The 24,941-nt window shown below is 28.5% G+C and carries 21 protein-coding genes; 12 read left to right on the top strand and 9 right to left on the bottom strand.

The window, feature by feature from the left end:
* The first annotated feature begins 130 nt into the window (after positions 1-130).
* Complete coding sequence (locus tag WAO74_RS12620; protein ID WP_422162616.1) at positions 131-865, top strand: LytR/AlgR family response regulator transcription factor; 735 nt, start codon at positions 131-133, stop codon at positions 863-865.
* Complete coding sequence (locus WAO74_RS12615; protein WP_422162693.1) at positions 859-2,340, top strand: histidine kinase; 1,482 nt, start codon at positions 859-861, stop codon at positions 2,338-2,340. Before WAO74_RS12620 ends, WAO74_RS12615 begins: the two co-directional genes overlap by 7 nt.
* A 20-nt stretch (positions 2,341-2,360) precedes the next feature.
* On the opposite strand, the gene WAO74_RS12610 is transcribed toward WAO74_RS12615, so the two are convergent.
* Together WAO74_RS12610 and WAO74_RS12605 are read right to left on the bottom strand one after the other, a co-directional pair.
* Positions 2,361-5,924: a BspA family leucine-rich repeat surface protein gene (locus WAO74_RS12610; RefSeq protein WP_422162615.1), complete on the bottom strand. Its 3,564-nt coding sequence runs from the start codon at positions 5,922-5,924 to the stop codon at positions 2,361-2,363.
* Positions 5,925-5,941: 17 nt separating this feature from the next.
* Positions 5,942-7,321: a hypothetical protein gene (locus tag WAO74_RS12605; RefSeq protein ID WP_422162614.1), complete on the bottom strand. Its 1,380-nt coding sequence runs from the start codon at positions 7,319-7,321 to the stop codon at positions 5,942-5,944.
* A 131-nt stretch (positions 7,322-7,452) separates the two neighbouring features.
* Here WAO74_RS12605 and WAO74_RS12600 point away from each other — a divergent pair, with 131 nt between their 5' ends.
* Positions 7,453-7,998: an RNA polymerase sigma factor gene (locus tag WAO74_RS12600; RefSeq protein ID WP_422162613.1), complete on the top strand. Its 546-nt coding sequence runs from the start codon at positions 7,453-7,455 to the stop codon at positions 7,996-7,998.
* 3 nt (positions 7,999-8,001) lie between these two features.
* Positions 8,002-8,634, top strand: coding sequence for a tetratricopeptide repeat protein (locus tag WAO74_RS12595; protein WP_422162612.1), 633 nt, complete (start codon positions 8,002-8,004; stop codon positions 8,632-8,634).
* On the opposite strand, the gene WAO74_RS12590 is transcribed toward WAO74_RS12595, so the two are convergent.
* A complete protein-coding gene (locus tag WAO74_RS12590) occupies positions 8,617-11,739 on the bottom strand; it encodes a CHAT domain-containing protein (RefSeq protein WP_422162611.1) in 3,123 nt (1,040 codons plus the stop codon). The genes WAO74_RS12595 and WAO74_RS12590 overlap by 18 nt on opposite strands.
* Before the next feature lie 49 nt (positions 11,740-11,788).
* Complete coding sequence (locus tag WAO74_RS12585) at positions 11,789-12,355, bottom strand: DUF3109 family protein (RefSeq protein ID WP_422162610.1); 567 nt, start codon at positions 12,353-12,355, stop codon at positions 11,789-11,791.
* Positions 12,356-12,443: 88 nt separating this feature from the next.
* Between WAO74_RS12585 and WAO74_RS12580 the strand changes: the two genes are divergently transcribed.
* From WAO74_RS12580 to WAO74_RS12570, 3 genes are all read left to right on the top strand, one after another.
* Complete coding sequence (locus WAO74_RS12580; protein ID WP_422162609.1) at positions 12,444-13,028, top strand: MarC family protein; 585 nt, start codon at positions 12,444-12,446, stop codon at positions 13,026-13,028.
* Entirely contained in the window at positions 13,029-13,634 is a 606-nt protein-coding gene (locus tag WAO74_RS12575) for an FAD-dependent oxidoreductase (protein WP_422162608.1), read from the top strand.
* A gap of 141 nt (positions 13,635-13,775) precedes the next feature.
* On the top strand, positions 13,776-14,507 hold the full coding sequence (locus WAO74_RS12570) for an energy transducer TonB (RefSeq protein WP_422162607.1): 732 nt from the start codon (positions 13,776-13,778) through the stop codon (positions 14,505-14,507).
* Between the two features lie 60 nt (positions 14,508-14,567).
* Here WAO74_RS12570 and glmS read toward each other — a convergent pair whose 3' ends face one another.
* Genes glmS through WAO74_RS12555 form a run of 3 tightly spaced genes read right to left on the bottom strand, consistent with a single transcriptional unit; the run spans position 14,568 to position 18,832 of the window.
* Entirely contained in the window at positions 14,568-16,424 is a 1,857-nt protein-coding gene (gene glmS, locus WAO74_RS12565; protein WP_422162606.1) for a glutamine--fructose-6-phosphate transaminase (isomerizing), read from the bottom strand.
* 25 nt (positions 16,425-16,449) lie between these two features.
* Positions 16,450-18,012, bottom strand: coding sequence for a DUF4270 domain-containing protein (locus WAO74_RS12560; protein WP_422162605.1), 1,563 nt, complete (start codon positions 18,010-18,012; stop codon positions 16,450-16,452).
* 10 nt (positions 18,013-18,022) lie between these two features.
* The gene (locus WAO74_RS12555) at positions 18,023-18,832 is read right to left on the bottom strand and encodes a glycogen/starch synthase (protein ID WP_422162604.1); all 810 of its coding nucleotides are present in this window, start codon (positions 18,830-18,832) and stop codon (positions 18,023-18,025) included.
* 97 nt (positions 18,833-18,929) lie between these two features.
* On the opposite strand from WAO74_RS12555, the gene panC reads away from it, so the two are divergent.
* From panC to radA, 4 genes are all read left to right on the top strand, one after another.
* Positions 18,930-19,775, top strand: a complete 846-nt coding sequence (gene panC, locus WAO74_RS12550; RefSeq protein ID WP_422162603.1) for a pantoate--beta-alanine ligase — start codon at positions 18,930-18,932, stop codon at positions 19,773-19,775.
* A 30-nt stretch (positions 19,776-19,805) separates the two neighbouring features.
* Complete coding sequence (gene panD / locus WAO74_RS12545; protein WP_422162602.1) at positions 19,806-20,156, top strand: aspartate 1-decarboxylase; 351 nt, start codon at positions 19,806-19,808, stop codon at positions 20,154-20,156.
* A gap of 5 nt (positions 20,157-20,161) precedes the next feature.
* Positions 20,162-21,106, top strand: coding sequence for a lysylphosphatidylglycerol synthase transmembrane domain-containing protein (locus tag WAO74_RS12540; RefSeq protein WP_422162601.1), 945 nt, complete (start codon positions 20,162-20,164; stop codon positions 21,104-21,106).
* A gap of 223 nt (positions 21,107-21,329) precedes the next feature.
* On the top strand, positions 21,330-22,691 hold the full coding sequence (radA, locus tag WAO74_RS12535; RefSeq protein ID WP_422162600.1) for a DNA repair protein RadA: 1,362 nt from the start codon (positions 21,330-21,332) through the stop codon (positions 22,689-22,691).
* Between the two features lie 47 nt (positions 22,692-22,738).
* On the opposite strand, the gene WAO74_RS12530 is transcribed toward radA, so the two are convergent.
* Together WAO74_RS12530 and WAO74_RS12525 are read right to left on the bottom strand one after the other, a co-directional pair.
* Positions 22,739-23,485 (bottom strand): uroporphyrinogen-III synthase, encoded by a 747-nt coding sequence (locus WAO74_RS12530; RefSeq protein WP_422162599.1) that lies wholly within the window; start codon positions 23,483-23,485, stop codon positions 22,739-22,741.
* A gap of 17 nt (positions 23,486-23,502) precedes the next feature.
* Positions 23,503-24,156, bottom strand: coding sequence for a DUF4271 domain-containing protein (locus WAO74_RS12525; RefSeq protein ID WP_422162598.1), 654 nt, complete (start codon positions 24,154-24,156; stop codon positions 23,503-23,505).
* A gap of 60 nt (positions 24,157-24,216) precedes the next feature.
* On the opposite strand from WAO74_RS12525, the gene WAO74_RS12520 reads away from it, so the two are divergent.
* On the top strand, positions 24,217-24,939 hold the full coding sequence (locus WAO74_RS12520; RefSeq protein ID WP_422162597.1) for a polyprenol monophosphomannose synthase: 723 nt from the start codon (positions 24,217-24,219) through the stop codon (positions 24,937-24,939).
* Positions 24,940-24,941 lie beyond the last annotated feature (2 nt).

Below are 24,941 nucleotides of genomic sequence, written 5' to 3'. Positions count from 1 at the left end.
AATCTATTTGTAAATTCAGAATTGTTATTGATGTATCAATTACATCTGTTTATGTTTAAAAAATTGCAGTTTGCACAACTTTAAAAGAAGTTTCTATAAATAATTTTTAACTTTGATAAAATTGAGTTTTATGATAAAAGCAGTTATTATTGATGATGAGCCAAAAGCAATACAAAGTTTAGCTTGGGAACTTAATAATTTTGAACGTGAAGTTAAAATTGTTGCTACATTTTCGGAGCCAGAAAAAGCATTATCTTATATAAATGACAATACTTTTGATTGCCTTTTTTTAGATATTGAAATGCCTAGTATGGATGGCTTTCAATTGTTAGATAAAATTAATAAAAGAAATTTTTTTGTAGTAATTACAACTGCTTATAATGAGTATGCTATTAAAGCATTAAAAAAAGATGCTATTGATTATTTACTAAAACCAATAGATTCTGATGATTTAAAAGAAACAATTACTAAAATAAAAAACCAATTATTTAAAGATTTAAATGCTGAAAAAATTGAGAATATTTTAATAAAATTTAACAACAATCTTTTCAATAAAAAAATAACAGTAAGCTCAGATGGAAAATTAATTTTTTTAAAACCCGATGATATTTATTACGTTATTTCTGATGGCAATTATTCTACGTTCGTTTTAGACAATCAAAAGAAAATTGTTGTTACTAAAAAACTTAAAGAAATTAACGAACTATTACCCGAAGATTCTTTTTTTAGAATTCATAATTCATATATAGTAAATCTTCATAAAATTAAAGAATTTTTAAAAACAGATGGCTATGTAATTTTAGAAAACAACATAAAAATTCCTGTTTCAAGACAAAGAAAAACAGACTTTTTAGATAAATTATAATCCCATTATTAAAAAATAACATCATTAAAACCATTTTAGAAAATAGTAATGAAAACGGAATAGGAATACTTTTTATAGGTATTTTAGGCTATTTAAGCATTTATCATTTAGTACTTTATTTTCAAAATAAAATACCATATTATTTGTATTACAGTTTATTTGCTTTGTTTTGTTTTTTACCAACGTTAAGAAGAATAGATAATGTTTTTTTTGAAGATTTTTTTATAAATAATGCCTATTTATTTAAAGTATTACATTTTCCTTTTCAAACATTTTCAATAATATTTTATTCATTATTTATTTTATCAATTTTAAATTTTAAAAAAGAATTTTATTCTTTTTATATCATAAGTAAATGGATAATTATCATAACATCTGTGGCTATTTGCTCAGCTATTTTTATAGATGAGTTTCTATATCAAGGACTGATGAGATTTATTTACCTAGCATTAATTTTTCCTGTTTTTAGTATCTTAACTCTAATAAGCATCCCCTTAATATTAAAAACGAAAACTGGTATTAAATTTCATATTATATTGGGGATTATTTCTTTAAATTTATTAACCTCAATATTATTTTATAAATCTATTAATATATCTGTTGAAGATTCTAATAAATATTTTTACCTGTTTTATTTTGGAGCTATTTTAGAAAACATCTTTTTTACACTTGCAATTGGCTACAAACAACAACTTGTAAATAAAGAACTAGATAAGGCTAATACTGTTTTAGTAAAAAAAATGTCTGAAAATGAAGAATTAAAACATCAGGTAAATATAGAAATGCAAAAACAAATTTCAGCATTAAAAGAACAAATAAAACTAAAAAACAAAATTGATGAGTTAGCACTAATTTCTTTACGTTCTCAAATGAATCCGCATTTTATCTTTAATGCATTAAATTCTATAAAGCATTATATCATTAACAACGAACCAAAAAATGCTGCTCATTATTTAACAAAATTCTCCAAATTAATACGAAAAATATTAGAAGCATCAGACATTAAAGAAATTGCTTTGAATGAAGAATTAGAAACAACTCAGTTATATGTAACCATAGAAAACATCCGTTTTTCTAATGAAATTAATTTTAAAATAAATATTGATAAAAAAATAAATATTAGCACTATAAAAGTGCCTCCATTATTTTTACAACCTTTTTTAGAAAACGCTATTTGGCATGGATTATCATCTAAAAAAGGTGCCAAAAAAATAACAATTTCTATTGAGAAATTGTCATCAGAATTTGTGGAAATTATTATAGAAGACAATGGAATTGGCAGAGAAGCATCTGCAAAAATAAAATCACAAAAATCTATTCAAAGAAAATCTATTGGAATAAATTTAACTAAAGAAAGACTAAATGGTTTTGTGAAAACCCTCAAGAATAATTTTTTAATTATTTATGAGGATTTATTAGATGAAAATAAAAAAGTAATTGGTACTAAAGTGGTTTTGAATATTCCTTTAAAATAGCAGTTGCCTTTTCTAATTTTTTAATTAATTACTAACTTTTTAGATATTATTTTATTTCCTGATTTTACTTTTACAACATAAATACCAGTTGATAAATTTGAAACATTTAATTCTATATCTTTCTGATTATTAGCATTTTCGCTGATTACTTTTTTACCTATTAAATTATAAACATCTATGGTTTCTAATGTTTGGTTACTTGAAAAACTAACATTTAAGATTGTTGATGTTGGGTTTGGATATAGCAATAAAGAAGCTTTTTCTTCATTAAAATCATCAACAGATAACACACTCGAATCATTTGCTGTTAAAGTAAATGTTCTATTTTCTGATACAGATTTATTTGCTCCAGGAGTTGCTTCTAACCAAACTTGTAAATAATAATTCTGACCTGGTGTAAGATTATCTACTGAAAGTGTATCTTCATCACAGGCAAAAGGTTGAGCATCTGAACAAGATTCATAAATAGCAATTTTTGCTATGAGTGGTTGCGTACTTAAATTTAACACAATGCTCCCTGAAGTTGGTGCTGCTACCTCATACCAAACATCGAATAAAACAATTCCATTTTGTGCACAATTAGGATTATTAACTCCTGCTGAGGCACTTGTAGTATCTCCTGGAGTATCTTGTCCTAAAACTAACGGAATAGTAAAAGAGCAGTCGTCATTCACTGGAGTACAATTTTCGCTAAAACTAGCTGTCATATCTATTTGAGCCCAATTACTGTTGCTATAACTTACATCATCTACTTGTATACATGATAAACTAGGATTATCGAATGCTGCAAAACTAGCATTTGATAAAAGTGTGTTATTCCCGTTTTTTAAATTCAAACCAACTAAAGAGTTTTGAATACAAGTAAATGTTCTAAGTGATGTATTTTGAGAAAGATCTAAATATTCGATATTATTTTGCTCACAATACAAATCTTCTAAATTGATATTAGAAAGCAGATTTAAAATTATTAATGAATTTAAACTACAATTTAACTCTGCCAATGCTGTATTTTTAGTAACATCAAGTTTTAACAATTGATTAGAGTTGCATCGTAAATTTTCTAAATCTATCAATTTTGTTACATCTAAATCTGTAAGGTTATTATTAGATACAATTAATGACTGTAACTTCGTATTATTAGAAACATCAATTGATGTGATATTATTATCAGAAATATCAAAATATATTAATTCTGTATTTGAAGATACATCTATTAATTCTATTAGGTTTCCAGAAACATTTAGGTCTGTTAATGCAGTAAAAAATTCTATTCCAGATAAACTTTCTACAGTTCCCAAACCATTTAAATCTACTGATGTTAAAGTAGCTACAGCATTAGCATCAACCAGTCCATCAAAAGGAACTCCATTGCCTGCTCCTAAAGTTTCTATATAATCTTCAAAATAAGCATCAGGAATACTTACTGTTGCTCCACCTGCAGAAGAACAATTTAAACTGAAACTGGTTTGTGAATCAATATCTGTCCAATTACCATTCGCAAAATTTAAATCGTCTACATCTATACAATCTAAATTTAGATTTCCTGTAGTTTCAAAAGTTGAAATAGCACTATTGTTGCCATTTTTTACATTTAATGATGTTAATGCATTATTGTAAACTTTTACAGTTTCTAACAATGCATTATTAGACAAATCAAGGGTTTCTATATTGTTATCAAAAGCACGAAGGTCTTCTAATTTTGTGTTTTTTGATACATCTAAAACTGTAATTTCATTGTTAAAGCATCTTAAATCTTTTAATTCTAAGTTATTTGAAACGTCTAAAGTTGTTAGAGCATTGTCAAAAACTCTTAAAGTTTCTAAGCTTGTAAAATCTTTTATTCCTGTTAAGTCTGTAATGTTTTTTCCTGTAGCACTAACTTGTGTTATATTTTCTATATCAGTAGTAAAAACCTCTCCGTTTATAGTTCCATCAGAATCTATATTTGCATCAATTAAATATTGTTCAAAGTTTGGATCTGGAATTAAAGTGATGGCATTACAATTTTTACCTTCATCTGTAATTGTCCAATTATTTGGTACCGATGTTAAAGTGTTTCTCGCAGTTTCTCCTTCACAATAGTAAAGACCCTCTGCACCTAAAAAAATGTTTGGTTTTAATGTTTGTGATGCCCAACCTGTCAAAAGAGAATCGTAATTAGCAATCGAAAGTCCAGAGTTGTCTAACATTGAACCCATGTCTGTAACATTGCTAACATCCCAATTGCCTAAATCTTGATTAAAGTTAAATGCATCTTCAAACATCTTATACATATCGTTTACATTGGCTACATCCCAACTACTAATATCTTGATTAAAAAAATAAGCGTTTTGAAACATTGCACTTATTGTTGTAACATTGCTTACATTCCAATTGCCAATATCTTGGTTAAAAGTAGTAGCTCCAGAAAACAGATTACTCATATCTGTTACATTGCTTACATTCCAACTCCCAATATTTTTATCAAAAGCGATTGCACTCGAAAACATATTGCTCATATCTAAAACATTCCCAACATTCCAATTATTAATATCTTGGTTAAAAGTAACTGCTCCTTGAAACATTCCACTCATATTAGTTACATTGGCTACATCCCAACTACCAATAGCTTGATTAAAAGCATCTGAATCTGAAAACATCTCGCTCATATCTGTAACATTACTTACATTCCAACTACTAAGACCTTGGTTAAAAGTATCTGCTCTTTGAAACATTCCACTCATATTAGTTACATTGCCTACATCCCAACTACCAATAGGTTTATTAAAAGCATCTGCATCCAAAAACATCTCGCTCATATCTGTAACATTACTTACATTCCAGTTATCAAGATCTTGATTAAATACAATTGCCTGCGTAAACATACCTTTCATATTGGTAACATTACCAACATTCCAACCACTAATATCTTGATTGAATGCACTAGCTCTAATAAACATCAAATTCATTTCTGTTACATTACTTACATTCCATGAGCTTATATCTTGATTAAAATCTGTTGCTTCATAAAACATAAAACTCATATCTGTAACGTTACTTACATTCCAATTACTTACATCCTTATTAAAGTGCCTTGCTCCGTAAAAAAGAGCTCCCATATTAGTTACATTTCCAACATCCCAACCACTTGTATCTGGGTTAATATTAGTTGCATTATAAAACATCCCATTCATGTCTGTAACATTTGTTAAATTAGGATTATCTGTGGCATTTATAGTTAATAAACCACAACCAGAGAAAGCTCTTCGCATACTTTTCCATGGATTGTTTCCCCATTGTTCTATAGTTTGTATCGTTGTTAAACTAATATTATTTGAATTTGAATTAAAATAAATAGCAGGAAAAGTACCTGTTATGGTAACAGTATATGTATTTGATGTTGCATAAGTATGACTTGCATTTCCTGATACATTATTCGACATACTCCCATCTCCCCAATCTACATTATAATCGTAAGTATAATCTGGGTTGGTTGGAATAGTTATAGAGTGGATAACTTGAGGTGCCTTCCAAGTGGTAATAAACTGCGCAAATGAAGTTTGAATAAAAAGCAAAAAAAATAAAGTTTGTACAATTGTTTTCATAGTTATATTTTTTTAATTTAAAATCCCATTTTTTTATATTCTGATGTTTTTATGGATACATTTTTATCAGAAACGTTAGTTACTTTTATTACATGATTTTTTCCTTGATTTGTAGTATTTAATTCTAAAACAAAACCGTCGAAATAAGGGTTATTCATTTTCATACCCAACATTGGGAGTTGTTTGTTTTGGATTGGAAAATCTTTAGAAACCCAAAAAACAGCACTTCCTTTAGCGTTTGTATAATTGTAATCTACTCTGTATTCTTCACAAGTGTAGCCTAATATAGTTTTGGTGTTTCCTGTTTTTTTGTATTCGAAATCACCATCTTCTGGAAGTTTATCTGTCATCTTATAACTATCTCCCATTTCTTCTAAAGAGGTAGATTTTTTCATTTTCATACCAGCAACATCCATAAAAGCGGTTGAAGATTTTGGGGTCATTACCATAATCACTTGTCCTTGGCCTTGCATTTCTTTAGATGCTACAGACATTCCCCAAATGTCTGGGTAGTTTCCTAATAAGAATTCCATTGGGTAACTTTCTCCTCTATCATCTGTAAATTCTAATTCTATGCTTTTATCAAAAGAAAAAGAACTAGGTATATTTACTGTTGGCGACAATTTTTCTTTCAAATAATTTTTATCACTTTCAGTTAAATTGGTATCTTGTTTCTTTTTTTCTTTCTGTTTAAACTCTTTTGTAAGAATGTATTCAGGATTTGTAGTGTTTATCATTCCTGTTAATGTAACTGGAGTTTTTATATAATTATACTCATCTATGCCTGTTGCTTTTTTTTCTGCTTTTGTAAGTGTTGCACTTCCATTAAAACTTATAGATACATTTTCATCTTTATTAAATGCTACTGTTACAAAACCACTTTCTAAATCATATGTTTGTCCTTCTCCAGAACTTTCTTTTTTTGTTTGTTGAATTGGATCATAACCAAGTTTTATTGTTGCTTCTTCTGGAATTTTAAATGTTTTCTTTTCATTAAGAGCATCTATACTTTCAATATCAAAAATCTTTAAATTATAGCCATCAAAAACATCAATTGAGGATGTTATCCAGTTTCCATTAAATCTAAAAGTTGAACCTTGTTTGTAAACTTTCGTTTTTGTTAATTCTGATACCTGTACTGTACCATATTTTACAGAGTGATTTATAGATGCAGAACCATAAGAATTTAAGGGTTCATCAATAATATCTTCCTCTTTTTCATCTTCGTTTTTTTTGCCATCTAAAACTCCATCAATAGTTTTATCTGCTTCTTTATCTATTTTATTCTCAACTTTATTTTCAATTTTTTTCTTAATTTTTTTCCAAAATTGAGCGTTTACAGATTGGTTTATAAATAATAAACAAATACAAAATACGAGTGTTTTAAAAGATTTCATAATATTTTTTTTGGTAATAGTTGAACTTCACTAAAGTTTGCTTACTGTTCTTTAATGATTCAAAATCAAGAAGGTTAACATTTTTTTATTTATTTTTATTTTTTGTTAACTTTTCATCTTTTAAATCATTAATGAGCGAACAACAACTTTTATTACTCCTAAAAAAGTCTGACAAGGATGCGCTTAAAATGATTTATTTAGAACACAGAAATCCGTTTGTAAACTTTGCAAGAAAATTCAATGTTTCTGATGAAGATATTTTGGATGTTTATCAAGATGCTATTATTGTTTTTCAAGAAAAAGTTATCCAAGGAAAATTAGACAATCTTACTTGTTCTTTACAAACGTTTTTATTTGGAATTGGTAAGTATATGTTGTTTGAAAAAGCTAGAAAAAACAACAAAAAAGTAACTGATTTCCCTTTAGAAAATGAAGCATATAATTACAAAGAAATGAGCGATTCTTTTATTCAAGAAACACCAAATGAGTTTCAACTTTTACTACAAAAAGGGTTTGCAGAGCTTGGCAAAAAATGCAAAGAAGTATTAACTCTTTTTTATTACAGAGGTTTTACAATTGATGAAATTACGGAAGAGTTGAATTATAAAGATAAAAATGTAGTGAAAAGTCAAAAATCGAGATGTTTAAAGCAGTTAAAAGAAATGATTAAAAGTTAAGCAATGGAAGATTTTGAGTTTGATAAGCATCTAAAAAAAGCAATTACTGCAGCAGAACGTAAAAAACAAAAAGTGTTTTTACAATCTGTGGAAGCAAATGTTAATAAAGTTATAGCAAAACCAACAAAAATAAATTGGTTTATTGCAGCTTCAATTGTTGCTGTTATTAGTTTTTCTGGCTATTTTGTTTTTGGTAATCAAGCTGTTTCTAATCAAGAATTGTATGCAGAAAATTTTACACCCTATAGAAACATTGTAGTTCCTATTGTTAGAAATGATTTTGAAAAAACAACTAAAATTATCGCTTTTGCAAAATATGAAACTAAAGAATATACTGAAGCAATTTCCCTATTTAATCAATTAGAAACCGATAAATCTGTAGATAAAAATACCATTCATTTTTACAAAGCTAATGCGTATTTACAACTAAATAAACCCAAAGAAGCTATTAAGAGTTTATTAAAAATTTCTGATAATAGTAAATGGCAAGAAGAAGTTTTATGGTACTTGGCTTTGGCATCCTTAAAAACAGAAAATCAAAACGATGCAAAAAAATACTTGCTGTCTTTAAAATCTAACAATAAAAAAGGATTTAAATCTAAAGAAATTAATAAATTATTAAAACAACTTGAGTAGTTTTTTTCTTAAAAAAATTAATAAAAATATTGGTAAAAGTACTATTACCCAAAAATAATTAAAAGAAGAATTTATGGCACTTACATCACCAGAAACAACAAATCCTGACCAATAAAAGGGATGCTTTAATGTAGTATATTCTGCGTTATTTAAATAATTAAGTTTTGCAATTTGCAATGCTTCATTTTTCGATTTTCCTTGTTTTAGTTGTTTGTAAAAATCAACCATAATTTCTGAGGTTTCTAAATCTGGAACTGCCCACAAACTTGCCACCAAACTTGGCACACCAGCATAGGTAAATGCTCTTGAAACGTTTACCAAACCTTCTCCTTTTTTTAATTCTCCAGAACCTGTATTACAAGCACTCAACACTACTAAATCTGCATTTAAAGAAATGTTATACAATTCTGAAACAAACAATTTATCATCTTTATTTTGTGATGAAAAATTTAAACTAGAAAATTCTGAATCTACATTATTAAATGAGGAATGCATTGCTAAATGCAGCATATTATAATTTTCTGCATCTTTTAAAAATTGCTTTTTATTTGCTTTATCACCAATAAAAGATGTTGCTGAAAATATATTAGCGATTTTAGAAGCTTCTACAGAAGCACCAAATAAAGCTGAACTCTCATCTCTTTTAGGGGATTCTTTTTTGTATTTTTTATACGTTGGTGCGTAAATTCCTACTTTGTTTTTAGATGATTTTTTAGCATTTATTTGTCCATTTAAAAGCGTTAAAGAGGGTGCATAACTAACTTTATGAAATTGAATTAAATACTTGTTTTCGCTATTAACTAAAGCTTCCATAGGAATATAGTTTAAAACATCATCTTGTATAAAAATTAACTCTTCTTCTTTCTTTTTTGATAAATTTAGTTTTGATATTAATAATTGATAAACTTCTTTTGCTTTTTCTTTGTAACCAATTTCGTTTGGTTTTGTAAGCAACCTAGCCAAAGGTTTAATCTTTTCTGAAACATTTTTTTTATCACCAATAAAAACAAGTTTTGTTTCTTTTTTTGTGATGATAAACGCGTACACATTTTTATCAGTAAATAGATATTTAATTACTTTTTGATTTGGTTTTAATTGTTTTTTTAGTGCATCAATTTTAAATTTTTTTACTTTTTGATTGTAATATGTTGGGTAGTTATTTTGTAACCATTCTTCTGTTTCTTCTATTTGATTTGTTACAGATAAGATATTTTCTTTATAAGTGTTTACTAAATTTATATCTGTTTCTTTATCTAAATATAATTGCTTTTTATAAATATATAATTCTGCTAAAAGTTCCTCTTCTTTTTGTAAAATAGAATCAGGAATATTTAGATGTTTTCTTTGTTGGCTATTGAAAAACTTATTCCAAATAGTTTTAGAACCACTTTCTTCTATTACTTCTAAAATTTCATTTTTAGAAATACTATTCTCTAAAATAGTTACTGCTAATAATTGTTCGTTAATTTTAGTTGTTGTTATATATTTTTGTTGATTATGTCTTAAAAGATTAAAGTTTTTAGAAAAAATTTCTGAAGCTAATTTTATAACACTATATGCATTTTTTATGGCATTTGCATCATTATTTTTTTGGTATAATGTAGTATAATTTGCACTAATTTTTAAAAGAATATCCAAAATACTTTGGGCTCCATAAGGTTTTACATTTTGGTAAATTAAATGTTTAACTGCAATATTTTTTGTAGTATCTCTTTGTATTTGTTTAAAAAGTGTTTTGTACACTTCATTTAGTTCTTTGTACTTTTTTTGTTGCAAAAGTAAGTCTCCTTTTTTGGCGTACAGATGTATTAAACTGTATGCATCTTTATTCTTTTTTCCTCCTTTAATACTTTTATTAATTAAATAATTTGCTTTGTTTATAGAATCATACTTTATATAATAATCAATAATCTGTAATTGATCAACTAAAGTAAAAAAATCCATTTTATCATTTACTTTCAAAATTTTATCACTTAACAATTTTGATTGATGAGGATTTTGAGATCTTATTAAATCTGCTTTAAAACGCAGCGTTTTCATTTGAAAATTCTTTACAAACTCGTAAAAATAGGAGAGATTAAAAGGATTATTTTGTTTTTTTGTTTTGTCAAAATTATCAACAAAAGTTAAAATTTTATTGGCATAATTTAAAGCATCAAGTGTGTCTTTTTTGTGCGCTGCTAACTGACCTCTGTAATACCAACTTCCTAGCTGTGCCCTACCTTTAAAAGTTTCATTAAACCAACCAGGAATATCTTGTTTTCTATCTTTTAGTAGTCTTTCACTTTTTAACAAGTATTGCTCTGCTTTTTCAATATCACCATATAATAAATACCACATACAAGTAGAAGTATATGCAATGTTTAAGTAACTCATGTCTTTATGATTGGGCATTGATTCCCAAATTTGAATTACTTTTTTATAACTTTCTAGCTCTTTTTTTGAATATCCAATGTGATCATAAACGTTGGCTAAAATATGTTCCTGTATAGCAACATCTTGGTTAATTTCTCCTTGATAAGCAATATTATTAGCAATCGCTTTTCTGCTCAAAGCAATTTCTTCTCTTCTTTTTCCCTTTCTGCCTAGAGCTCTTGCTCTTTCATACATTGCTTCAGAAATATATCTGTGATACAAACCTAAAGTATCTTTTAAAGATTCTTCTGCCTTTTCTGTATAATAAATTATTGAGTCTTGTTTATTAGTTAAACCCCAATACAAATACATTTGTCTATAAACATGTCCTTTTAAAAAATTATCTTTTGTGGTAATTTGTTCTTGAAGTGTAATAGATTTTTTTAAATAAGGATAAGCTGAATCTTTTTGTAATTCTGCTATTTTAATAAATCCTTTTACAGCATATTTTTTAGCAAGTATTTTTTTAAATTTTTCTGATAAAGAGTCTTTAACTCCTTCTAATAAATCATCATAAATAAAAATTGCTTTTTCTAAAGTTTCTTTTTTAGAATATTGTGAGTGATTGAAATAAATGGAATCTGCAAAAGATTCTTTTTCTATTAAAAGATTTTTATTAACTTCTTGTGAAAAGGTTAATTGAAGAAAAAGAAAGAAAAAAATAATTAGTAATCTACTTATTTTAAACATCAAAAGGTTTTATTGTTGACACAATGAAGTCAAAAATAGCAAAAAAAAATTATTTATAATTTTCAGCAACCTTCTCTAACTCATCATACCAATTTTGCCCAAATTTACGCACCAAAGCTTGTTTTACAAACTTATAAACAGGCACTTGTAGCTCTTTTCCTAAAGAGCAAGCATCGTCGCAAATTTCCCATTTATGATAATTTACAGCAGAAAACTCGCTATAATCTTTAACTCTTATAGGATATAAATGACAAGAAACAGGCTTTTTCCAAGAAATTTCTCCTTGGTTATACGCTTCCTCAATTCCACAAAGAGCTGTCTTTTTTTTATCAAAAATTACATAGGCACAATCTGCGCCATTTATTAACGGAGTTTCTAATTCGCCCCATTCACTTACCACAGAAGTTCCTTGTTCTTCTATAACTTTTATGCCTTCTTTTCTTAAAAAGGGTTTTACCTTTGGATAAATTTCGGCTAAGATTTTAGCTTCTTCTTTCTCTAAAGGTGCACCAGCTTCGCCATCTACACAGCAAGCTCCTTTGCAGGCAGATAAATTGCAAACAAAGTCTTTTTCTATAATGTCTTCAGAAACTATGGTTTTTCCTAATTGAAACATTTCGCAAAAATAAGCATATTTTTTTCTGTTATTTTACAAATTGATAAAGTTACTTGACTAATTTTGCAGAAAATTTAATTCATTTATTATGAACTTTGATTTCAAAGAAATACTAACCGCATTTATGGTATTGTTTGCAGTAATAGATATTGTTGGGAACATTCCAATCATTATAGATTTACGCAAAAAAGTTGGACATATTCAGTCAGAAAAAGCTGCAATTATATCTTGTTTTATTATGATTTTCTTCCTTTTTTTAGGAAAAAGTCTTCTAAATTTAATTGGTATTGATGTAAATTCTTTTGCTGTTGCAGGTTCTTTTATCTTATTTTTTATAGCTTTAGAAATGATTTTAGGAATTACCTTATATAAAGATGATGGTAATTCAGGAACCATTACAGCAACTGTTTTTCCTTTAGCTTTTCCACTTATTGCTGGTCCTGGGAGTTTAACTACACTCCTTTCCTTGCGTGCAGAATTTGCTATAGAAAATATAATAGTTGCAGTTTTTGTGAACGTGATTGTAATTTACATCGTTTTAAAAACATCATCTAAAATAGAAAGGTTAATAGGTGCTACTGGAATTCAAATAATTCGTAAAGTTTTTGGTGTTGTACTCCTAGCAATTGCTGTAAAACTTTTTACACATAACATAAAAGCGCTATTTATTTAAATGATATTTGATCTTTTGATTATTGGTGGTGGTGTTTCTGGGATGCAATGTGCTTTAGTTATGGGCTCTGCAGCAACCAAAGAATATGCTATAAATAAAAAAGTAGGCATTATTATACATCAGAGAACCTCGCATTTAGAAAATGCTTTATTTAATAATGTATTAGGATTAGAACCTAATACATTAGGAAAAAATATTTTAAGGCAAGGAAAAGAACAATTATCAAGTTTATATCCAGCTATTTCTCAAATTGATAAAGAGAAGGTTTTATCTGTTATTCAAGATGAAAAAGGGTATCAAATTACAACGAATAAAACAATTTATTTTTCCAAAATTGTAGTGTTAGCCTTAAATTATTCAAAGCCATTTACCATAAAAGGTCTGGATGAGTTTATAATTACGCATAAAAAATCTAATCCTGAAAAAGACAGAATTCAATTAAAAAACAGCGAACTCCTTATTAAAAAAGGACTTTATTGTTGTGGCACTATTGCTGGTTGTCGTAGTCAATTTGCAATTGCTGCAGGCAGTGGAGCAGCTGTAGCAACAGATATTCTTACCATTTGGAACCAAGGAAAAGATTCTCAAGTTCACGATAAAATATGACCAAAATCATATTTTATAACGAAAATCTATCATAATTTTAAACTAGATAATTTACATAGTTTTTTTAAAAAAAGATGTCTTTGTAAACTATCATTGGTGGTAAATAATTACCAGTATTTACAACTCTAAATACTTATTATTATGATAGACATTAAAAAAAATCCAAGAGTACAGTTAGACAATTATAGTAAAATTTTTTTTCAAATAGGGTTGGTATTGGCATTATTCATTACCTATTTTATGATTGAATATAAATCTTTTGAATCTGATAATGTTGGTAATTTAGGCGTTGTTACCTTGACAGAAGAATTGAAAGAAGATATTCCAATTGTAATGCGTCAAGAATTGCCTCCACCACCAAAAGCTGCACCTGTACTAATGGAGCAAATAAAAGTTGTAGAAGACGATTTAAAGATAGAAGAATCAGTAATTGAATCTACTGAAACCGATGAAACATCAGCAGTTGTTGTTTCTAATATTGAAATTGTAGAAGCTTCAGAAACTGAAGAAATTGTAGAAGATATTCCTTTTGTTTTAATTCAAGATGTGCCAGTTTTTCCTGGTTGTAAAGGAAATAATATTGAGTTAAAAAATTGTTTTTCAGATAAAGTTTCTGAATTTTTTGGTAGAAAATTCGACCCAGGATTACCTCAAGAATTAGGTTTATTACAAGGAAAAAAGAAAATTTTTGTAGTTTTTAAAATTAATAATAAAGGAAATATAGTAAATGTTAATGCAAGGGCTCCTCATCCACTTTTACAAAAAGAGGTTGTGAAAATTATAAGCGCATTACCTCAAATGAAACCAGGAAGACAAAGAGGTATCCCAGTAACTGTTAGTTACAGTATACCCATTACTATTATAGTTGAGTAATAATGAAAAAAAAATCCAGCTTTTCGCTGGATTTTTAATGTATTTTTATTTTTTTGAAGATTATTCTACTGTAACAGATTTTGCCAAATTTCTTGGTTGATCTACATTTTTACCTAACATAACTGCTATATGATAAGACAATAATTGAAAAGGAATTGTTGTTAACAAAGGTGTTAAAGCTTCTTCTGTATCTGGAATTTCAATTACATGATCTGCAATTTCTTTAACCTGTGTGTCTCCTTCAGTAACAATTGCAATAATTTTACCTGCTCTAGATTTTATCTCTTGAATATTACTTACTACTTTTTCATAATGTCCTTTATTAGTAGCAATTACAAAAATTGGCATATTTTCATCAATCAAAGCAATAGGTCCGTGTTTCATTTCTGCTGCAGGATATCCTTCTGCATGTATATAAGAAATCTCTTTTAATTTTAAAGCACCTTCTAAAGCTACTGGAAAATTAAAACCTCTGCCTAAATACAGACAGTTTTTAGCGTCTTTGTAAACAGCTGCTATTTTTTTTACGTGCTCATCTATATTCAACAATTCCTCTACTTGTTTCGGAATTAATTGCATTTTTTGAATATAATTTTTAAAAGTATGGTCTGCTAGAGAACCATTTGCTTTTCCTAATTTTAATGCTATTAATGTTAAAACCGTAATTTGTGTTGTAAAAGCTTTGGTTGATGCCACTCCTATTTCTGGTCCTGCATGTGTGTATGCTCCTGAATGAGTTTCTCTAGCTATAGAAGATCCAACTACATTACAAATTCCATAAACAAATGCACCCATTGATTTTGCTAGTTTTACTGCAGCAAGTGTATCTGCAGTTTCTCCTGATTGAGAAATAGCAATAACTACGTCTTTATTAGTTATTATAGGATTTCTATATCTAAATTCGGATGCATATTCTACTTCAACAGGAATTCTAGCCATATCTTCAAAAAGATATTCGCCTACCAAACCTGCGTGCCATGAAGTACCACAAGCAACGATTACAATTCTATTCGCATTTAAAAATTTATCTAGATTGTCCTCAATACTAGACATTTTTATAATGTTTTCTTGAGCCAACATTCTTCCTCTAAAAGTATCAGTAATAGCCTTAGGCTGCTCATGAATTTCTTTTATCATAAAATGATCATATCCTCCTTTTTCTATTTGTTCTAAACTCATTTGGAGTTTTTGAATAGTAGGATCTACAGGAGAATCATCATTTATTTTAAAAACTTTTACAGGTTTTCCAATCTTTATAATTGCCATTTCTTCATCTTCTAAATAAATAGCATTTTTTGTATATTCTACAAAAGGTGAAGCATCAGAAGCAACAAAAAATTCTTTATTATCCACGCCAACTCCAATAGCAATTGGGCTTCCAAGTCTTGCCACAACAATTTCGTTTGGTTTTTTTCTGTCGAAAACAGTAATTGCATATGCCCCAACTACATTTGTTAACGCTAACTGCACTGCTTTACCTAATTTACAACCTTCTGCTATTTTTACTTCTTCTATAAGGTTTATTAAAACCTCTGTGTCTGTATCACTTTTAAAAGAATATCCTCTAGAAATTAGTTCTTTTTTTATGGTATCGTAATTTTCTATAATTCCATTATGTACAATTACTAAATCGCCTGATTGACTATAATGAGGATGAGAATTAACATCATTTGGAACCCCATGTGTTGCCCAACGTGTATGACCCATTCCTATGTTTCCAGCCTTTCTTTCTTCTTCTTTATTGGTAATAATTTCTAAATCAGAAACTTTTCCTTTTGTTTTAGATAGGTGCATTTTTTCTCCATCATACATCATAATTCCTGCACTGTCATACCCTCTATATTCTAATCTTTTTAACCCATTAATAACTATTGGGTAGGCATCTCTATAACCAATATAAGCTGAAATTCCACACATTTAATTTCTCTTTTTAATTAATTTTTTAGTTCTTTTTCTCTGAATACGATATTTTTAATACTGCTTTTTTATCTCCATTTATGGCTGAATTATTCAAAAGCGTTACTGCTTTTGGACTCCAGCTAAAATTTCTAAAAATTGTATCGTTTATTGCTGTTGTTGTATTTGGTAAGTCTGTTGTATTAAAAGCTTTTATTCTCAATTTAGTTGAGTAGTTGGTTGTGCCATTTAATATATCAGATACATAATCAGTAATTCTAAATGTATATTTTTCTTTTTTTCCATTACTATCTCTTTCCAAAAACCCATTAACGCCTCCAAAACCAGCTTCGCTTGCAGCATCTTTTATTTGACTATATGATTCTACTGAGTTGTTTTCAAAAACCTTATAAAGGTATAATCGAAAAGGAACGTTTGTAGTATCTGCAGATTGATTTATATAGAAAATTAAAGAAGCATCATTAATTAGCCAATTTTTAGATCTTAGCTCATCAATTTTGGCTTGATCAAAAAAGGTAATATCTCCTTCACTACCTGCAGTTCCTTGTATTTTTATTTCATTATTAGCAGGATAAACTTTATTCTCCGTTTTATAAGTATTTACTCTAAATCCTTTTAAAGGAAAACTATTCTTCTTAGAAATTGTATCAATTATAGTTGTCCCAGACTTTAGAACAGTATTTGTGTAATAAACCTCTATTGAAGGCACCAAGTCTGCAACAGTACTATTAAAATTAAAGGAGACCAAAGAGCCTTCATTACCAGAAGCTTCTAAAATTACACCTCTAAAATAATTATTAAACGCTGTTTGTGATGCAAATTCTGAAGATTCAAATTTATCTAAAAATAGTTCTTTAATAACAGTTTTGTTTAGAGGAATTCTAGCAAAAGGAATTGCAACTGTACTTGTTGCTGAATTAGATAATTTTAATGTGTCTGTTGTTGCTACTGTGTCATCAAATAATCTCCTTTTTACCACTAACATGGTGTCATTTTTATTTGGAATAAAAGGATAATTAACCTGTGTATTTAATTCACTTCCTGTTTTTTCGAAAACATCGTTAGAATAAAACTTATTTATTTTAGTAGGATCTGTAGGATTATAAGTATTAATAAAAGTATTAGACCTAAAAATATTTAGGTTAAACGCTTTACTTTGATCTCCTATAATAGAGTCTAATTGAACGTCTGAATTTGAATCTAAACTAGCTTGATATGGTATTTTAAGAAATACTGTATCTATTTTCGAAACCACTGTTGTGTCTGTGCCATAAGTTTTATCAATAACTTTTAAACCTGTAGTAATTTCAATTTGAGAAACAATTGAAGCTTCTAGTTTTTCGTATTCTGAAGGATTATAAACACCCAACAAATACTGACTTAACACTTGAGATATATTATCTGACTGTACCCTTTCTAATGGGCTGTTCTCCGCGTTTACATCTAATAAAACTGAATTCGTATCAAATTTTGTATTGCTAATAACATTGGAACCAATATCTCTAAAGTCTTCTTCGCAAGATATAACTGCTGTAAATAAAGATAGTATTGTACCTATATAAACACTCTTTCTTATAATTTTCTTCACTATAAAATAATTAACTAACTGATAGTAAATCAGTATAAAAATTTAAATAAGATTCTTTTAAGTTTTCTAATTGATATTCTAAACAAGGAAGTTCCTTTTCTTCTACAAAAGAACTAATTTCCTCAGAAATTTCTTCACTACCATAAATAATTGCATCAGAATTTTCTATGGCACTTTTTAAAATATTTGTATAGTTTGGTGTTTGTATCGTTGCAATTTTTTTCTTGTCATTAAAATCGAACTTTATTTTTTCTGATAAATCTTTATTAAGCTCGCCTTCAAATCCATTTTTATATAAAGAAGTTACAATTTTACTTTCCGTAAACAATGGTTCTTCTTTGTAAAATTCTTTTAAATAAAGTGGCAACAAAGAAGCCATCCAACCATGTACATGAATAATATCTGGTGCCCAATTTAATTTTTTTACAGTTTCTACTACACCTTTTGCAAAAAATATCGCCCTTTCATCATTATCTGAAAAAAGCTCATCATCTTCATCTGTAAAAACGGCCTTTCTTTTAAAATACTCTTCATTATCTATAAAATAAACTTGCATTCTTTCCTTTGGTATAGAAGCAACTTTAATTATTAATGGCATATCTATATCGTTCACAACAAGGTTCATTCCAGATAAACGAATTACTTCATGTAATTGGTGTCTTCTTTCGTTAATTACCCCATATCTGGGCATAAAAATTCGGGTTTGAACACCCTTTGAATGTGCATTTTTTGCTGCTAAAAAAGCCGTAGAAGAAAGTTCTGTTTCGGGTAAATACGGAACTACTTCAGACGATACAAATAAAATTCTCTTGTCCTTCATTAAATCAATCTCTTTTATAAGATTCGCAAAAATACAAATTATTATGCTAATATCGTGTTAAAATGGTAAGTTTGCACACTTTAAAACATCAATTAAGATGAAAGTTTTCAAAGAAAAAAAACCCTTAAAAGTTTACATATCTAAATTAAAAGCTCAAAATTACACAGTTGGGTTTGTACCTACAATGGGTGCTTTGCATCAAGGGCATTTGTCTTTAATTAAAAAAGCACAGAAAAAAAATGATGTTGTTGTTGTTAGTATTTTCGTAAATCCAACGCAGTTTGATAATAAAGAAGATTTATTAAAATACCCAAAAACGATTGAAAACGATACAAAACTATTAAATACTGTTTCTTGTGATGTGCTTTTTTATCCATCTGTAAATGAAATTTATGCTGAAAAAATTGTGTCAGAAAAATTTGATTTTGATGGTCTAGAAAATCAAATGGAAGGAAAGTTTAGAGATGGTCATTTTAACGGAGTGGGTACTATTGTAAAAACACTTTTCGAAATTGTTGAGCCAGACAAAGCTTATTTTGGTCAGAAAGATTTTCAGCAATTACAAATCATCAAAAAAATGGTTAAAAAACATGCTATGAATGTAAAAGTAAAAGGCTGTCCCATTTTCAGAGAAAAAGATGGTTTAGCCATGAGTTCGAGAAATACAAGACTCTCTAAAGATCATAGAAATGCAGCTCCTTTTATCTATAAAACATTACAGAAAGTTCGTAAAAATTTTAATGGAGAAAATTCTGAAGATATAATTGCTTGGGTAGAAAATGAGTTTAAAAAACACCCTTTATTAAAATTAGAATATTTTAATATTGCTAATGAAAAATCATTAAAAACAATAAATCACAATGAATCTAACAAAAAATATCGTGCTTTTATTGCAGTATTTGCAGGCGAAATTAGATTGATTGATAACATCAAATTAAAATAATCATAATTAAAAAATTAGTATTTTTGCAGCATGTTAGTACAAGTAGTAAAATCTAAAATCCATCGTGTAAAAGTTACAGGTGCAGATTTAAATTATATAGGAAGCATTACCATTGATGAAGATTTAATGGATGCTGCCAATATTATTGAAGGCGAACGTGTTCAAATTGTGAATAATAACAATGGAAATCGTTTAGAAACTTATGCAATTCCTGGTCCAAGAGGAAGTGGAGAAATTACCTTAAATGGCGCTGCTTCTAGATTAGTTGCTGTTGGTGATGTTTTAATTTTAATTGTGTACGCGTTTATGGAGTTCGAAGAAGCAAAGAAATTTAAACCCTCTTTGGTTTTTCCGAATGAAAAAAATAACACGCTTACTTAATAATTTTGGATATAAAAAAAGTCTTAAAAATTTCTATACCTCTCATTTTGGGAGGTTTTTTAGTTTGGTATTCTTTAACTATTGTATCCCCAGAAGAATTAGCAGAGTACTTTAAAAAAGCGAATTATTCTTGGATTGCATTGGGTTTACTTTTTGGTATATTAAGCCATTTATCTAGAGCTTACAGGTGGAAATATTTATTAGAACCTCTAGGTTACAAACCTCGATTTGTAAACGCAACATTAGCAGTTTTGGTTGCTTATTTAATGAATATATTTTTACCAAGAGCAGGCGAAGTTACAAGAGCTGCTGTAATGACAAATTATGAAAAAATACCCTTCGAAAAAGGATTTGGAACCATAGTTGCAGAAAGATTGGCAGACTTAATAATGATGTTCATCATTATCGGAATTACCCTATTTATCCAGTTTGATTTTATCTGGAACCTTTTATTGAAAGATTTCAATCCTAAAAAAACAATCCTATCTCTTGTCCTCGTAATTGTCTTTTTTGTTGTATTCATTTTATATTTCAAAAAAGCAAAATCGAAATTTGCATTAAAAGTAAAATCGTTTTTCTTAGGATTAAAAGATGGAGTTACAAGCATCTTTAAAATGAAAAATAAGTGGGCTTTTATTTTTCATACCGTTTTTATCTGGGTAATGTATGTTGCCATGTTTTGGGCTACAATTCCTGCTGTAGATGGCTTAGAAGTGCCAATTGGCGGAATTTTAATCGGCTTTATTGCAGGCGGTCTTTCAATTGCAGCCACAAATGGTGGAGTTGGTTTGTATCCTGTTGCTGTAGCAAGTGCTTTGGCACTTTTTGGTATTGATAAAGTTACAGGAAACGCTTTTGGTTGGATTATGTGGACAGCACAAACTGCCATGATTATCGTTTTTGGAGGTTTGGCTTTTTTATTGCTTCCTGTTGTAAATAAAACAAAATAACTTCGAGTAATTTTTTTAAAAATTGTATCTAAAAGTTGGGCGTTCCCTAAAGGTCGCGCTTTTCACTATATCTTTTTGTGAAAAAACAAAAAGGATGTCGTTTCAATCGCTAACGCAATTATCAAACAGCTTTTTACAAAATTTAATTTTGTGTTCTTTTTAAAAACCATCTGATATTAAACTTTGTAACTTTGCAACTTTAAAACTTTGCAACTTATATAAAATGTCAAAAACCAAAACAACTTTTTTTTGTCAAAATTGCGGAACTCAACATGCAAAATGGGTAGGACAATGTGGCGCTTGTAAAGAATGGAATACCATTGTAGAAGAAGTAATTCAAAAAGAAGAAAAACGTGTTTGGAAACAAAGCACAACAGCAAAACAAAGCATTAATAAACCTTTAAAAATTGCTGATATTCAGCTAAATCCTGAAGAAAGAATCATCACCAATAACAATGAGTTAGACACAGTTTTAGGTGGTGGTTTGGTTAAAGGTTCTGTGACACTTTTAGGTGGTGAACCTGGAATTGGAAAATCGACTTTATTATTGCAAGTTGCTTTAAACATCAAACAAAAAGTATTGTATGTTTCTGGTGAAGAAAGTCAATCTCAAATAAAAATGAGAGCAGAAAGATTAGAAGGAATCAACTCTAATTGTTTAATTCTTACTGAAACAAATACCCAACAAATCTTCAAAAATATCGAAGAAACTGAACCAGAAGTTTTAGTCATAGATTCTATACAAACTTTGCATACAAATTCCATTGAGGCTTCTCCTGGAAGCATTTCTCAAATTAGAGAAACTGCTGCAGAACTCATAAAATTTGCCAAAGAAACAGCAACTCCTGTTTTATTAATTGGGCACATCAATAAAGAAGGAAACATTGCTGGACCAAAAATTTTAGAACATATGGTAGATGTTGTTTTACAATTTGAAGGAGACAGAAATCATACATACAGAATTTTAAGAAGTCAGAAAAATAGATTTGGTTCTACCTCAGAATTGGGTATTTATGAAATGCTTTCTAATGGTTTGAGAGAGATTTCAAATCCGTCTGAAATATTAATTTCTAAAAAAGATGCAGATTTAAGTGGAACTGCAATTGCATCAACTTTAGAGGGTATTCGACCTTTAATGATAGAAATTCAAGCCTTAGTTTCAACGGCTGTTTACGGAACTCCACAACGCTCTACAACAGGTTATAATTTAAAAAGATTACACATGATTTTGGCCGTTCTTGAAAAAAGAGCAGGTTTTAAATTAGGTGCAAAAGATGTTTTTTTAAACATTACTGGAGGTATTAATGTTGATGATCCAGCAATTGATTTGGCTGTGGTTGCTGCAATTTTATCATCCAACCAAGATATTGCAATTAACCCAAATGTTTGTTTTGCAGCAGAAGTTGGTTTGGCTGGAGAAATTAGACCCGTTTCTAAAATTGACCAAAGAATATTAGAGGCAGAAAAGTTAGGATATAAAACTTTTGTGGCATCAAAATACAATAAGATTACCTCTAAAAATCATGGAATTAAATTAATCTTGGTTGGTAAAATAGAAGAAGCTTTTGCTACTTTATTTGCATAAAAAAAACCGAACATTTCTGTTCGGTTTTGGCTAACTATTGTAAAAAGTTACTTCTTATTTACTTCTTTAATATATTTTTCTAAAGCCATTGTCATCGAAGGCGTTTCTTTGGTTGGTGCTTCAATATCGCACTTTAAACCAGCTTCTGTAACTGCTTTTACTGTCGAACTTCCAAAAGCTGCAATTCTAGTTTCGTTTTGTTTAAAATTAGGAAAGTTTTGAAATAAAGAATCGATTCCAGATGGACTAAAAAATACTAAAACATCGTAGAAAACATTTTCTAAATCAGACAAATCGCTTATTACTGTTCTGTATAAATCCACTCTTTTCCAAGTTACCCCTAATTTGTCTAATTCATCAGGAATTAAAGATTTCAATTTATCTGAAGATGGTAATAAAAACTTCTCGCTTTTATGCTTCTTGATTAGTTTTGCCAATTCTGGAAAAGTTCTGTTACCTACATATATTTTACGTTTTCTGTAAACAACATATTTTTGCAAGTAGTACGCAACAGCCTCAGACTGACAAAAATACTTCATAGAATCTGGCACTTTAAAACGCATTTCTTCTGCAACTCTAAAAAAATGATCTACAGCATTTCTACTTGTTAAAATAATAGCTGAATAATTTTTTAACTCAATTTTTTGAGCTCTTACGTCTTTTACTGATATCCCTTCTACATGTATAAAAGACCTAAAATCGATCTTTACTTTTTGTTTATCAGACAAATCAAAATAAGGAGAGGTTTCTGTTTTTGGTGCAGGTTGCGATACTAAAATTGTTTTCACTTTCATACGCTTTCAATTAGTAATTAAAACATCAATTTAAACAGTAAAAATAGCGGTGCTATTTCAAAGGCGCAAAGGTATAAAATAAAATAAAACAACTTACTAAAAATCAGGTTTTTGTTGCTGACGAAATGAAATATAAATCGTAAGAAGAATAGAAATACAGCTAGGTAGAATAAATAGTCTTGTTTTAAATTGGTAAATTCAAATAAAATAATACCTCCAAATAAAAAAAAGGTTAAAGAATATAGATAATTCCACTTCGAATTTATAAAAAACTGGGTTGCTTGCTTAATTTGCAGCAGAGAAAAAAGCAAATATTCTAATATACGCTTAGCTATAAAGTAGAAAAAAACAACAAGGAAAATGTTTGTAAAAAAGGCTAAATCTTCTTCGCGAGAATTTAATTTAAACTTATAAATAACCATTGATATAACCGTTGTTGAAAAAAGAAAAATTACGATTTGATAAACATGAAAAAAACTATAAGTATCATCCGTTTCATATTTAAGAAAAGGCACTTTAATTAAAAAGGTAAAATCTTCTTTCAATCTTTTAGAATCTATGGCTTTTAGAATAAATATTAAAAAAAACAAAAACAATAAAACCAAGGTTACCCAATAATTTGAATCTGGAATTTTATCTATTGCCTGCAAGTGATTTTCTATTAGTAACATTAACACAAAATTAGTAATTAAATAATGTATATTTGTTTACTACTACATGAAAATTAATTTATGTCAGACGCTTTAGTAATTATTCCTACTTACAACGAAAAAGAAAATATTGAAGCCATAGTTAGAGCAACTTTCAATCAAAAAAAAATATTCCATATTTTAGTTATTGATGATAATTCTCCTGATGGAACTGCTGCTATTGTAGAGCATTTAATCCAAGAATTTCCTAGTAAACTTTTTTTAGAAAAAAGAAGCGGAAAAAATGGTTTGGGTACTGCATATATTCATGGATTTAAGTGGGCTTTGTCAAAAAAATATGAATACATCATTGAGATGGATGCAGATTTTTCTCATAATCCAAAAGATTTGATAAGATTGTACAATGCTTGCCATAAACAAGGTGGAGATGTTTCTATTGGCTCTAGATATGTAAATAATCGAGTAAATGTTGTGAATTGGGATATTAAACGATTATTACTATCTTATTTTGCATCAAAATACGTGCGTTTTGTAACACGAATTCCTATTTTTGATACCACTGCTGGTTTTGTCTGTTGGAAACGTAAAGTTCTTGAAACCATAAACCTAGATAAAATTAAGTTTATAGGTTATGCTTTTCAGATTGAAATGAAATTTAAAGCTTGGAAACATAAATTTAACATAAAAGAAGTATCTGTAGTTTTTACAGACAGGCATTTAGGATCCTCTAAAATGAGTACAAATATAGCTTCTGAAGCTCTTTTAGGAGTTATAAAATTAAGATTAAAAGGTTTGCCTAAATAAAC

Source organism: Polaribacter sp. (assembly GCF_049276715.1).
Taxonomy (GTDB): domain Bacteria; phylum Bacteroidota; class Bacteroidia; order Flavobacteriales; family Flavobacteriaceae; genus Polaribacter.
This window is presented reverse-complemented; position numbering and strand designations above follow the sequence as displayed.